General features: G+C 29.3%; 12 protein-coding genes. 1 reads left to right on the top strand and 11 read right to left on the bottom strand.

Translation table 11 applies throughout. The annotated features are described in order from the left end of the window. Positions 1–146 precede the first annotated feature (146 nt). A complete protein-coding gene (locus AC5SR4_RS15620; RefSeq protein ID WP_495357212.1) occupies positions 147–2,180 on the top strand; it encodes a right-handed parallel beta-helix repeat-containing protein in 2,034 nt (677 codons plus the stop codon). Between the two features lie 57 nt (positions 2,181–2,237). On the opposite strand, the gene AC5SR4_RS15615 is transcribed toward AC5SR4_RS15620, so the two are convergent. From AC5SR4_RS15615 to AC5SR4_RS15565, 11 genes are read right to left on the bottom strand one after another with little or no spacing between them, the layout of a single operon-like run. Further along, positions 2,238–3,341, bottom strand: a complete 1,104-nt coding sequence (locus tag AC5SR4_RS15615; RefSeq protein ID WP_495357211.1) for a glycosyltransferase — start codon at positions 3,339–3,341, stop codon at positions 2,238–2,240. 6 nt (positions 3,342–3,347) lie between these two features. Then, positions 3,348–4,238 (bottom strand): glycosyltransferase family 2 protein, encoded by an 891-nt coding sequence (locus tag AC5SR4_RS15610; RefSeq protein WP_495357210.1) that lies wholly within the window; start codon positions 4,236–4,238, stop codon positions 3,348–3,350. 9 nt (positions 4,239–4,247) lie between these two features. Continuing rightward, a complete protein-coding gene (locus tag AC5SR4_RS15605) occupies positions 4,248–5,339 on the bottom strand; it encodes an EpsG family protein (protein WP_495357209.1) in 1,092 nt (363 codons plus the stop codon). A gap of 19 nt (positions 5,340–5,358) precedes the next feature. Then, the gene (locus AC5SR4_RS15600; RefSeq protein WP_495357208.1) at positions 5,359–6,465 is read right to left on the bottom strand and encodes a glycosyltransferase family 4 protein; all 1,107 of its coding nucleotides are present in this window, start codon (positions 6,463–6,465) and stop codon (positions 5,359–5,361) included. Next, positions 6,458–7,576, bottom strand: a complete 1,119-nt coding sequence (locus tag AC5SR4_RS15595; RefSeq protein ID WP_495357207.1) for a glycosyltransferase family 4 protein — start codon at positions 7,574–7,576, stop codon at positions 6,458–6,460. The genes AC5SR4_RS15600 and AC5SR4_RS15595 overlap by 8 nt, the downstream gene beginning before the upstream one ends. Further along, on the bottom strand, positions 7,577–8,683 hold the full coding sequence (locus tag AC5SR4_RS15590; RefSeq protein ID WP_495357206.1) for a polysaccharide pyruvyl transferase family protein: 1,107 nt from the start codon (positions 8,681–8,683) through the stop codon (positions 7,577–7,579). Next, complete coding sequence (locus AC5SR4_RS15585) at positions 8,680–9,837, bottom strand: glycosyltransferase (RefSeq protein ID WP_495357205.1); 1,158 nt, start codon at positions 9,835–9,837, stop codon at positions 8,680–8,682. Before AC5SR4_RS15585 ends, AC5SR4_RS15590 begins: the two co-directional genes overlap by 4 nt. After that, positions 9,834–10,493: a CatB-related O-acetyltransferase gene (locus AC5SR4_RS15580; RefSeq protein WP_495357204.1), complete on the bottom strand. Its 660-nt coding sequence runs from the start codon at positions 10,491–10,493 to the stop codon at positions 9,834–9,836. The genes AC5SR4_RS15585 and AC5SR4_RS15580 overlap by 4 nt, the downstream gene beginning before the upstream one ends. After that, entirely contained in the window at positions 10,493–12,046 is a 1,554-nt protein-coding gene (locus AC5SR4_RS15575; RefSeq protein ID WP_495357203.1) for a lipopolysaccharide biosynthesis protein, read from the bottom strand. The genes AC5SR4_RS15580 and AC5SR4_RS15575 overlap by 1 nt, the downstream gene beginning before the upstream one ends. Beyond that, complete coding sequence (locus AC5SR4_RS15570) at positions 12,046–13,008, bottom strand: glycosyltransferase (RefSeq protein ID WP_495357202.1); 963 nt, start codon at positions 13,006–13,008, stop codon at positions 12,046–12,048. Before AC5SR4_RS15570 ends, AC5SR4_RS15575 begins: the two co-directional genes overlap by 1 nt. Positions 13,009–13,015: 7 nt before the next feature. After that, positions 13,016–14,287 (bottom strand): nucleotide sugar dehydrogenase, encoded by a 1,272-nt coding sequence (locus tag AC5SR4_RS15565; RefSeq protein WP_495357201.1) that lies wholly within the window; start codon positions 14,285–14,287, stop codon positions 13,016–13,018. Between the last annotated feature and the right edge of the window lie 4 nt (positions 14,288–14,291).

Raw genomic sequence — 14,291 nt, 5'->3', positions numbered from 1 at the left:
TTTTTTATCGACAAAACAAACCCTTTCAACGATTAAATTTTTATTTTATTAATGTATTTCATCGAAAAAAAGATTCATTTCAGCGACTATTGTCTATTTCTTTTTAATATTGTATCAGAGTTTAACCTACCCAATCTACTTAAGTTATGAAACTATTTAAAATGTCTACCGCAACTCTATATTGCTTATTATTAATATTTCAATCCTGTAACAATGAAGAATTGTTTATAGAACCTATTAACGAATCTAATGTAGATGTTACTTCTCCTGAGGATAAAGATGAAGAGGAAGTTGTAAATAGTACTACAGAACCATGTTTATTTAGTCTAGAAGATGCTCAATCGGGTGATACTATCACTATCGATTGTGTCATGGATTTAAAGGGGAAAACCATAACAGTCCCATCAAATGTCACGATATTGTATAATGGAGGGGAAATTATTAATGGAACAATTAATTTCTCGGATAGTAATGTAATTGATGGTGATTTGTTGAACCAAACTTTAAGTATGACAGGTTCTACACCACAGATGAGAGACAGAGAGTTTACTTTCCGACCAAGTAGATGGGGTATTATTGAGGGGGTTGTTTCAGATGAAGTCGCACTACGGAATAGAGATATTCTTGAGAGAATATTTTTGGATGTAAAAAAATTGGGTATTACAACATTTAGAATTGATGAGATGGACGCTTATTTTAAAGTAGATGGATCTTTAAGTGAAGGCGTGCCTGAAGTTCTAGCAATTAATATTCCCTCAGATTTTGATTTAAAAATGTCGGATAAAACACATTTGAGAATGCAGCCTAATGGACATTTTAGAGCTAACTTATTATCAATATATAATGCAAAAAACATAACAGTATCTGGAGGAGTTTTGCATGGAGATAGAGAATCACATAATTATAGCTCAGGATATGTTGACTCCGATGGATCCACTGGTCCAACTAATGAGTGGGTAAATACAATGTGTATTAAAGGAGGAGAAAATGTTATTGTTGATGGTGTAACTTTTCAGGATGCAGCAGGTGATGGTTTAATTATATCGGGTATATATCATTATTATGATTCCCGTCATATTGCATCTAAAAACATTCAACTTATAAACAATAAATTTCTTCGTGGTCGCCGAATGAATTTAGCATTAGTTAGCTGCGAAGAAGTCACCATAGAAAACAATGAGTTTATCGATGGAGGGATTGATATGGCCAACTCTAAAGGAGTAGCTCCATCCTGTGATTTTGATATGGAACCAGTTAGGGCTTGGGATAATGGAACTCTAATTGAATATGAGCGAGTGAGTCATATTACTATGGCTAATAATTATCAGTCTATTACTGATCCAGCGGCAAACCCAAGAGCAGGAGGTTTTTATTTTTCTCATGGTAATGGGCCTATTGTTTTTGAAAATAATGAAGTTAATTCAGTAGTTTCTTTTAGTACTGTTGACGGACTAATTATTAGAAACAACATTATAAATGCGGGAGTAAACGCAGGTAATGCAGAGAATATCAATAGGACCAATTTTGTTTATGGAAACGAAGTATATGGGAATAAAATAAGTAACGGTATTGTTGTGGCCGGTAATGGAACTTTAGTTAGAGACAATATTATTGAAGGTGCTAATGGTATTTATTTAGGTGCAGGCGCAACTAGTAAAAGTTTAGGTACATCAAATTGTATTATCAAAAACAATTTAATAAAAGCTACCAGTAGAGGTATTATGGCAATTAACACAACATTGAATACTACTATAGAAGGTAATTCACTTGATATGTCTGAGAGTAGTACTTTTGCTTTCAATTTATACAATGACTGGTCTGGTGATGGTAGCTCTAATTTTATTGTTTCAAATAATACTGTTACTGGCACAAAACAAAATGCTACCGGTGCTCCGGCAAGTCTCATAGGAGCTAATTCTATATCTGTTATTAATAATAGTTTTGGAGCTGTTTTAGTTACAGGAGGAAGTGACATTTACTTTAAAAATAATAGCATAGATGCCGATTTCCACAAAGATGGGTTGGTTTTTAACGCCGATTGTCCAAATTCTGTATTTACTGAAAACCAAATTACTATTTATACTTCTGAAACGCCTTTAGCTATAAATTGTGTTAAGGTTAAAGATGGAGTATCTCTGTCCACTTCTGTCCAAATAAATAATAATTGTATTAACAATTAAAATTAGATATTAATTTATAACTTAAATAGTTAAAGGAGCAAATAAAAACATGCTCCTTTATTTTTGTTGTTGGCTTGTAGTAGATAATTTTTGGTATATACTAATATAATTTGCAACCATTAAGTTGATATCAAAAAGTTTAGATCTCTCCAGGCAGGAGTCAACTGTTTTTCTATAAAGCATGGGGTCATTAATCAAGCTTTCAATTTGTGAAGCCAATTCATTGGCGTTCTTTGATTCAAATAAAAGTCCATAATTTTTAACTATCTCAGTTAGACCAGGGACGTCTGAGGCAATAAAAGGTTTTCCTGAACTCATAGCTTCAATGCAGGACAAAGACAAACCTTCATAATGTGATGATAAAACAATTATATCTGATGTTTTTAAAAGACGTGGGACATCTGATCTGACACCCAAAAATTTAACTCTTTTTGCAATATTTAATTTTTCACTTAAATCAATACACTCTTTTTGTAAAGGACCATTTCCAACCAATAATAATTTATAATTATCGGGTAATAGACTCAAAGCCATAATTAAAGTTTTTTGATCTTTTTGCTCAAAAAAACGGGATACTTGCATAAGTACAATATCATTAGATTCGATATCTAATTCTTTTTTGTTATAAGGGATAGCTTGACTAAATTTTTCTAAGTTTATTCCATTATAAATTTTAGAGATAGTGGTGAATTTTTTTCCTAAATATTTTTTTAATTTTAAATCAACAGCATCAGATATAGAAATAATTTGATCGTATTGCCTATATACAATATGATCGACAACTTTAAATAAAGCATTATCCATTCGCCTGTTAGTGGTATTATGTTCGGTAAAAATTATTTTAGTTTTTGAAAAACTTAGCATTTTTGAAAAAGCAACCCAATACATAGCCGGGAACAAATGAACATGAATTAGATCGTATTTTTTTAAATATTTGGTTAAAATAAAAATATGAAGTGGATTGTATAAGTTTTTCGAAAATTTTGTAGTTAATATTTTAACATCATTGCTTTTTAAATCTTTATAAAAAGATGTTTTCGAATCATTAAGCAATAGAAGTTCTGTTTTAATTCCAAGGGTATTGTATAGGGGTAAGGAGTCAACAATAAGTTTTTCAGCTCCACCAATATTCAGTGAATTAATTATATGTAGCACTTTCATAAGAGACTAGATTTTATTTCCTACTTTGAATTTAACGTATAAGTATAGAGCTATCCCCAATGGCATTAATAGTATAGTTTGGAATAGTTTTGGGGATTTTATTAATTGTTTGAAATCCTGTAGATATAAACAATGTGATATGAAATGTATATTGTTTTTAATGCGCACTTTAAAAAAATTGCTTTTATCCATAGCAACTTTTCGAGCATAAATAAATCCCCTAGGATGTCTCAAATATTGTTTAAAAATATTTCTGGAGGATCCATCTTCCATATATTCAACAACACATAATATCTCGTTTAAGCATAACAATCTATATTTTTTATCTATCATCAAATATAGCGTGTCTAAAGGAACAAAGCGTTCATTTTCAAATAGAGGATATCTAGGGAATTGATTTACAATATCGGTTCTAAGTACTAATTTTTTATCTCCGGGAATTTTATAAACGTTATACAACTCTTCAAGAGTAGTGCTTTTTAAGTCTTTAGGCATTTTTTTTCCAATAATACTCCCATTTTTATAAGAGTCCAATGCTACGATACCGGCAATAGTATCATCAATATTGCTATTCTTCCAAAAATTCACAATAAGCTCAATGGCATTTGTTGCCATGAAGTCATCGGAATCAATACAAACGTTAAGTTCAGTTTTAATCAAATCATATGCACTGTTATGAGCTCCATGCATGCCTTGATTTTCTTGTTTATGATAGAAAATTTCTATTTTATTTTCATTTATCCAACTTTTTATTAGTTCTTGTGTATTGTCTGTTGAACCATCGTCAATAACCAACCAAATAAAACTTTTATTGGTTTGCTTTACTAAGCTCTCATAGCATTGGGTTAGACAATAGGCTCGATTATATGTGGGTGTAAAAACTGTTATTAGTTTCATTTTAATATATTATGAATAGTAAAAAAATAGCATTAAGTAAGTAAAGAGAAAATATATTATAAGCACTTTTGTTAGCTGCAAATACTGATTTTTGAATAAAATTTCTTTTAAAAATGGGTAAATAAGAATGATACCCATCATAAACCAGGATAAATATGCAAATCTATTAGAAAAATTAGCCCGAATGACTAAAACCCAAAAACCGTTGCATATCAGGTAAGTGTGAAAAAGTTGTTTGTATATTTTATCATTGAAGTATTTCTTAAAAATAAAATACCACCCGGCAAAAACAGTACCGGCACTATAAAGTATAAAGTCATATCTAAAACCTGTTTTTAATTCAGTCTCTGTTTCTGCACCTAACAAATAGGCATTTAATCTATCATCGCCAAATCCTAAACTTGTAAATAAATTTTCCCAAAACCCACCCAAAACGATAGATAAAGGAATACTTAGCAACCAAAATGTCAGATAAAACTTAGAGTTTTGATAATAAAAAGTTAATAAAAATGCTAGGCTTGGTAATAGCAAAGTTTTGTGTATTAAAATCGAGAGTAAAATTATAAGCCACATGATTGTTTTTCTATTGTAATAGGATATAGCCAGTAAAAATAAAGATGTTGCAATGCCATTTCTTATGCCATTAGTACCGTAAGACCAAAAGGAAAAAGAAACTACAAACATTAAGAACGAATAAAACCAATATTCTTTAAAAAATATTTTTGAAACTCTGTAAAGTGGCATAATATAAATAAAAGCACATAGAGTGAAAAAAAACCTATTAGACATGATTTGTGAACAGAATTTCATGAAATATTGGAAAACAATATCTTTTTTCTCTGTTATAGGGTTACCAGAAGCATAATATTGAAAAATCCTATTATAAGTGGCCATGTCTCCGAAATATTTGCCACTTACAGGTCGAAGCCCTATATAGAGAATAGTAAATGCTAAAAGTATATACCCCATGTTGTTTATGTAGATAATATTTTTAGTGTCATCAATTTTAAGAATTAGTGCGTGAATCAAAGTAAATACAACAATCCCTAATGTAATGTTTAAGTATAATGGATAATAATTGTCTAGTAGTCCCTCAAGCATATTTTTAAAAATTTATATTTTAATTATTAAATATCTTTTCATCCCAAATAGACATGACTTTTTCAAGCTTATACTTTTTTGAATTTTTAAATCCATTTTCAGCTAAAAGAATTCTTTTTGTGTCATTAGTGGCCAAATCATTAATGCACTTTACAAATTCATTAACATTGTCCATAGGTACCAAAATACCATCTTCTTCATTAGTAATGATGTTTCTGGGGCCTGTTGGACAATCATAGGATATGATGGGTAGCCCCGAAGCTTGAGCTTCAAGTAAAACCATAGGGAAACATTCCATATAGGATGTCATTAAGTACATTCCATAAGTTTGCATCTTTTCTTCCAATGTGTTGATGGGTTTTTTGATTGAAACAGATTCATTAAGTTTTAATGTTTTTATTTTTCTTTTTAATGAATTGACATAATCTTTATCACCATCGCCATATATTTCAAGTTTCCATTCCTTATTTATTTTATTGAACTCAGACCAGATGTCAATTAATACATCAAATCGTTTAACTTTTGCTATTCTACCAGCTGCCAATGCTATTTTTTCTCTACTTTGAAGGTTGGGACAAGTTGCTAATTTTGATGTGATCGGATTTGGTATGGTTACTACATTTTTACACTTATAAAAACCACTTTCTTCCAGACTTAGTACAACTAAAAAATCATATAGCGGATCCAAGTAGTTTTCAATTTTTGTTACTAATGACTTACTATTCAGATTGGAAAAGTATTTAGAATTATGAGATTCTTTTATAAATTTAGCTTTAGTAAAGAGAAACTTAAAAAAAAAGTTTACAGGAATATTGTTTGCCACAATAACAAAATCAGGCTTCAGTTTATAGATTTTGAGTTGGATTTTAAAGTAGTTTTTTATTATCTTTAAAAAATTACCAGGCTTAAAATAACTGTCTTTTCTATTATAATTGATGGCAAGGTCTATTAATTGGATATGGTTATTTAGTTCATAAAAAGGTTTTGCGTTTTGTTGCTCAGTAGTAATTATTGATACTTTATACCCTTGGTTTTTGGTCCAATAATTTGCCTTTAAATGAATTAGACTATTAATGCCACCTATTTGAGAAATTTGATCAGTAAGTATTATAATGTTTTTACTCATAAAATTTCCTATTTTTTAATAATGATCTAAAAAGATTATCCCATTCAAGAACTATGATTTTAGGAGAATAGCGTTTAACATTTTGTCTTGCATTTTGTCCCATTTTTAATCTTAGATTTTTATCATTTATGAGTTCTATAATTTTATTACTAAAAGAATCGATATCTCCATTATTTACTAAGTAGCCATCTATTTTATCATTTATAATATCAGAAGGGCCATGGGGACAATTAAATGATATACAAGGAATACCATATGACATCGCTTCTGTCAATACCATTCCAAATCCTTCATATCGGGAAGACATAGTGTAAATTGATGCTTGTCGGTATTTTTTATCTATGTCTTTGGTAGCAGGGAAGAAAAATACTGACTTCTCAATCCCTAAGTTTTGCGCCAGTGTTTCTAATTGAAGATTTGGATTAAAAGTACCGTAAATTTCTAGTTTCCAATCTGGATGTTTTTTAGAAACTAATTTCCAACTCTGTAATAATCGATCGTAGCCTTTTTGATAGCTTTGCTTTCCTACTGATATAACAACTTTATTAATTAGCGTGTTAGTTTCCGGAGGGTAAAAGGATAATGGATTTGGTATTACATATAAGTTTTTAGTGGACCACTCTTTTTTATTCCCATTGGTTAATACTATGAATGCATCAAACATAGATGCTCCAAAATTCATGCTTTTAAACTTTAGATAAATTAGTGCCTTTTGTATAGGATATAATTTGTCTGATTTTTTTTCTATGTTTTTTGAAACATGACGTTCATAAGCCATAACACAAGGTTTGCCTATTATCAAAGGTAAAAACAATCCTTTTAGACCGTCGTCACAGACCAAAATTATTTTAGGAGATATTTTTTTAATAACTTGCTTAATACCTTTTCGATAAGCACGTATATATTGTATAAAATTACCTTCTGCAGTAATATTATGAAAAATAATTTTTTCACTAAATGTATAAAATATATCGTTACTTTGTTGGTTAAGGGTAATTAAATGTATTTCATAATTTAGTTCGTCTGCCAAGTATGAAGCTTTAATAGATAATACACGCTCTAAACCTCCTGGGCCACATATTTGGTTTGTTATGTATAACAGGGTTGTCATTTATTTGAGAGCATTTTTTAAAAAATTCTTTGAATCCGTTTTCATTGTACTTAGCTTGATATAAACTTCTTCAAAATTAATGGTATTCAACTCATGAGATTCTAAGTCTGAGGTATTTGAAATTAATAGCTTACTTAGTCCTATAGATTTTAGTAAATCTCTCATTCTTGTGTTGATCTTATCCTTTCTGTTAAAGACCACAAAATCTTTTTTAAAAATAATTGAAAATGCAACGGCATGAAAAGAGTTAGATATTATGAATTCGGCATTTTTAACTAACGATAAAAATTTCTCAGGACCTTTTAAAAAATAGTTTTTGTCAGCATACTTAATAAGTTCATTGACAGTGATTATTTTCCAACCAAATTTTATTTTGTAATTTTCTGCCATCAGCCTGATTAGTGGGTTAGAATCAAAATCGTATATAAAAAGATATTTTTCTGTTTCTGTTTCTGTAGAAGCTATAGATAGCCAGTCTTCAGTTTCTAATAAAAATACAGGATCTAATACTTGGTGAACAGCCTCTATGCCCAATTCATTGAGTATTTTTTTTCCTGATTCTTCTCTTACGGAAATATGATTTATACGTTTAACTTTCTCTTTAACAAAATCCTTGATATGGTTTTCAAGTTTATCAATTGCGAAACTTGCTGCATATGATATTTTTAGTTTATGGTTCGGTACAAAGTCTAAATAAAAAGCTGGGTCTTTACCATTTTCAAAAAAAGAATTCCATATTTGATCACTACCGCATATGTAAGCATCAGCTGGAGGAATATTTAATTTTAATTCAGCATTAGACTTATATAATGTGTTTGTTGTTTTAATATACTTCTCTGAAAAGGTATCAAAACTTTTTTTTCTTTTGAGATGGATCAAACGTTTAGGTAATTTTAAAAATCGATAAATAAACCTTAAGAATACATTTTTATTGAAAAAATTGTTAGTTACCAACCATAATTTGAAATGATTACTTAAATAAGGAGGTTTGTAATGTATTGTCTCAGCGTCATGACCTATCTGTTCTAAATATTTAAGCAATGCGTATTCTTGCAAACTTGCTCCGTGATTGTATACTTCGTGGCATGTTATCGTTTTTATTTTCATTTTTGATTATCTAATAATTCATGAATTCTTGTTATGGAAATTTCTTTGTCATTATTTTTTACTAGTGACAAATTTCCTATAACCCTATTTTTAAACTCATTGTTATTAATATATTTTTCTATTGTTACAGAAATGGATTTTGAATTCATTTCACAAATCAAACCTGTTTCTCCATTTTTAATAATTGATGATGCGGTAGGAAAATTAGTTGTTACAATGGGTTTTTTTAACACAGCTGCTTCAATGACTGTTAACCCTAAACCTTCAAAAAGAGATGTTTGCACGTATATATTACATGATTTTATGTATGGATATGGATTCTTTTTAAAACCTAAAAGGATGACGTGTTCCTCGAGCTTTTTTTCTTTAATCATCTTTTCGATTTCATTACGCTCCGGACCATCGCCTATAATAAACCATTTGACAGGGTAGCCTTTATTAATTAAAAATTCACAAGCCTCAATAGCTAAATGGTAACCTTTTGCTTTTGCTAATCTGCCAACAGTAAGTATACTGATGCAATTTTCATTCTGAACAAAATCCACTTTAACATTACTCATTTTATTAATAAAGTTTATATCTGATATATCCTTTATCACAATGGTTTGCAGCTCTTTATTAATTTTTTTTAATTCATTTTTTATTGAAATTTCACTTTCATTAGAAACACAAATCAACTTGTCGAAACATTGGTAAAATTGGTAATCAAAAGTTATATCATAGCCGGCATTACTATAGTCTGTATTTAACCACGCAAATTTCTTCTTAGATAAAATTTTGCTGGCAGTATAATAGGTTGCAAACCCTTGATTGTATGCAATGGCTATGTCATATTTTTTGTTGAAATTTACTACGATAGGATTGAATGTAGACCAATGGATTTGTGCTAAGTGAAATCTACCAGATGTTATTTTTTTTAAAACCCAAAATTTGATTCGGAGATAGAATTGAAACAGATAATGGTTATTGTTAAATAATGGTAGATGTTTTAAAGTCACATGCTCAGGAATGAAATCTTCAAATTCTCCACCTCTTTTAAATACTATCAAATCAATATTAAACTTTTTATTGTCTAATAAATTTAACAATGTAACCAGACTTTTTTCTGCCCCACCACATTGCAATGATTCTATTATAAAAGCTATTTTTTTCAATTATTGGTATTATAATATTTATCTATGAAATCATCAATTTTAAGATAGAAATCCTTAAAGCGATCTTTAATAAGATTATCTTGCCAATTCCACCAAGCTATACTGTTTAGCTTATCAATATTTGTTTTGCTATGCTTAAACTTTAATAACTTGGCAGGTGCTCCAGCTACAACAGCATAATCTGGGATATCTTTAGTGACTACGGAATTTGCACCAATTGTAACACCATTTCCAATAGAGACTCCGGGCATTATATAAGCCCCCATACCTATCCAAACATCATTTCCTATAGTGATACCCTCTTTTTGACCCAAGTTGCTTAAAAAACTCTTCTTTAAAATACCATTAGGTAGAATGTTTTCGTTTTTGAAAAAATTATTTACAATAGGGAATGAAGCTATTTGAGAAGAATTATGATGTCCTTCGTCTACTATAAAATTAACATTATTAGCTATGCAGCAATATTTTCCAATTACTAGAGGTGTATCCGTCCAACGCCAAACAAGAGCACCATTATCATATGTTTTGTGCCCTATTTTAGAATACCTGTCATTTTTTAAAAAAGGATAATCATAAATTTTAAGAGAGTGATTGTAGTCGAAGCCTAAAATTTTCCAGAGAAATAATCTTATTTTATATATTATTTTTTGCAGCATTATTTATTTTTTAGTTTTCTTAATTTAATAATAGCTAATTTCACAATTCGTTTAATGAAATCTCTAAATCCTTTGCTAAGTGCGTATAAAAATATTCCATAACAAAAAAATACAGCAAAACTAATTAAGGCACTTTTGTATGCTAATGAATAGTAATCTTCCGTTTGGTCTAGAGTAATTAGACTCGAAAAGTAATTAATTGTCAGATATGAAATTAAAAAAATAATTACATGTCCTAAAAATCCTTTCCAAAAGCTTATAAATGATTGTTTAAAGCCATTATTGAATAAATAATAAGATTTCCATCCTAATATAATTACAAAGGTACTAATGAAAGTTCCAATTAAAATTCCATTAATTCCCCAATATTGTACTAAAACTATTGAAATAACGAGATTTAAAGTGCTTTGTGCAATTGGAGCCCAAGTATCTGAATACAAGCCATATGCTTGTATAAAATTATCAATAGGCCCTCTTACTTGCATAATGAATAGGTTTAATAATAAAACCAAAATTATTGAACTAGACATTAAATATTTTTCACCTAGCCATAAAATTATATATTGATTAATTAGTAATATCAAAATTTGGAATAGGACCCCGGCAATAAAAAAATTTAAAGCTATCATTTCCCAAAAAACTTTTTTAATTTGTTTTGTGTTATTTTCAGCTACTAAATTTCCTACCCCAGAACCAATTCCAAATAAGGCATTGTTTAATAATGAAGAAAAACTACCTATTATTAGTTTATAATTATTTAAAAAGGCAACACTTTCAATATTAATAAATGTGAAAATTAAAATGTTATCGGTCCCGTGAGTTATAAACGTACTTATTTTATGGACAGATATCTGTTTAACTTTTTTTATGACATAAGAAAACTCTTTTAGTATTGTTTTGTCTGTTTTGTTGGAAAAAATAAGCCACGGGTATTCTTTTTTTGTTCTCCTTTTCAATAAAATACTATAAATGATTACAAACACAACTTCCATTAATATCCACAAAAAATAATTTTGAGTTAAATAAGTTATAACAACTTGAAAGATTATTTTAATGATATTGATTGTTTGGAAATATTTATTAACTATATAATGTTTTTGGTCTGCTTGTAAAATAAATAGATGATAATTATAGAAATATTCTAATACTGATGTAAATAGTATAGAGAAAAAAGCTAGATATACAATGTAGATATTAATACTTACATTTCTAAAAATCAAAGGAAAGAAGAGGGATAGAATTATTGAAGCTATAATAACTATGATCCCAATTTTTTTATATAAATAGCCAAATAGTTTGAAAATATCATTGATGAGCTTATGATTTTTATTATATAAGGGTTTATATAAAAAAAAACCTACTGCTGTTCCAACCCCTAATTCTGCTAAATTTAAAAATCCTAAAAAGCTTTTTAACGTTCCGGTCAAGCCAACAAATTCATCACCTAGGTATTCTAAGAATATTTTTCTAGAAAAGAAAGAAACAAAAATTGTTATTAAATAAAAGGAGGTATTAACCTTAAAATTTTTAATTTGCTTTGCAACTCTTGACATTATTTTAATTTTAAATTATATAAAATGCTATAAAGTCGCATAGGGCAAAATCTAATAATCAGATATACCAAATCTATACTCTTAGGCTCACTATTTTCCATTATTAGTGATTTTACTTTTTTTCTATAAGAAAAATCTGGATCTAAATATTTATTTTTATTTTCATTTAATGAATTGTAATGACCTTTAAGAAAATTTAATATAACATGGCTTGAAATTTTTTTTGTTTCAAAATTATAATACTTTTTGTATTTATTTAAACAAAGAACTTGGTCTATAGAAAAAATTTTTTTTTCACTATAAGGGCTTCTAATGGTGCTTTCATTTGTAGTGTTGTAATGATAAAGTTTTTCGGATGTATAGCCAATTAGCTTCACCCGACTAATCATTTCCAAAGTAAAAGGAACATCTTGATGAATCTTATTTATACTAAATCTGAAATCTCCAATTATTTCCTTTAGATATATTCTTCTCCAAACAGAAAACTTTAACTTTTTAATTATTCTTTCATAAGCATTTTCATTTGTTTCAATTGAAAATCGAGCATTTGAACTGTTCAAATTATCATTAAATGATGTATTAATGTTATCACATTCAACAATATCTAATTGATTCTGGATTGCAAAACTCATAAGTTTTTCTATCATGTCTTTTTCAATCCAATCATCACTATCTATGAACGATATATATTTGCCTTTTGCTATGTCCAGACCTACATTTCTAGCTTTACTTTGGCCTTGATTTGCTTGATTGATTAATATGACATTGTTGTTTGATGATTTGAAAGATTCACAAATATCCAAGCTTTTATCAGTCGATCCATCATTAATTAATATGATTTGTAAATTTTTGTATGTTTGGCTTTTTATGCTTTCTAAACATTTGGACAGGAATTTTTCAGAGTTGTATATGGGAACTATGACAGAAACGGTTGGAAAAGAATGAGTAGTATTTGCAGCCATTATGTTATTATAACTTATTTAGTTCTGTAAATCCTCTTTTAATGTTATAAAAAATATGATTAGGTTTAGATAATGCACTTATATCTAAATTTAAAAACTCATTGTGTATTACAGTTAAAATTATGACCTCAAACTTATTGTCAGGTAATTGTTTGGTAATTTCTAGATTGTATTCGTGAATTACCTCTTCTGGATTAGCCCAAGGGTCATAGATTGTTATGTTAGTACCATAACTCTTCAATTGATTTATTACATCTACAACTTTAGTATTTCTTACATCCGGACAGTTTTCTTTAAAGGTAATACCCATAATTAATATTTCTGCACTTTTGATATTAATATCATTTTGTACCATAAGCTTTATTACTTCAGAGGCAACATAAGTCCCCATGCTGTCATTAACACGTCGTCCAGCTAAAATAATTTCAGGATGGTATCCCACTTCCTGTGCTTTTTGGGCTAAGTAATAAGGGTCTACACCAATACAATGCCCACCAACCAATCCCGGTTTAAATGGTAAAAAGTTCCATTTGGTTCCGGCAGCTTCTAAAACACTGTGGGTGTCTATACCCATAAGGTTGAAAATCTTGGCCAATTCATTAACAAATGCAATATTGATATCGCGTTGTGAGTTTTCAATGACTTTGGCAGCTTCAGCCACTTTTATAGTAGGTGCTAAGTGTGTACCAGCAGTAATGACACTGGCATATAAATCATTGACTTTTTTACCAATTTCGGGTGTAGAACCTGCAGTAACTTTTAATATTTTGTCAACGGTATGTAGTTTATCTCCGGGATTAATGCGCTCAGGTGAGTATCCTGCAAAGAAATCTTCGTTAAATTTAAGTCCACTTATTTTTTCCAAAACAGGCACACATTCATCTTCGGTAACCCCAGGATAAACGGTTGATTCATAAACAACAATATCATCTTTTTTAAGCACTTTTCCAACAGTTTCGCTAGCTTTATACAAAGGTGTTAAATCGGGCCTATTATTTTTGTCTATTGGTGTAGGAACGGTAACAATATAATGATTACAATTCTTAATATCTTCTAAATTTGAGGAACAGAACAAGCCTATTTCAGAATTATTTTCGCTTTTTAAAACCGCTTTCAAAATATCTGGCTCAACCTCTAGTGTAGTATCATTCCCAGAATGCAATTCCTGAATTCTTTTCATATTTATATCAAAACCAACAACAGCATATTTTGTTGCAAATAACCTAGCCAAAGGCAGTCCAACATACCCCAAGCCAATAATAGCAATTTTTATATCCATTTCT

This window comes from Aestuariibaculum scopimerae (assembly GCF_059428085.1).
Note: the sequence above shows the minus strand (reverse complement) of the source record. Positions and strands in the feature narration are given on the sequence as shown.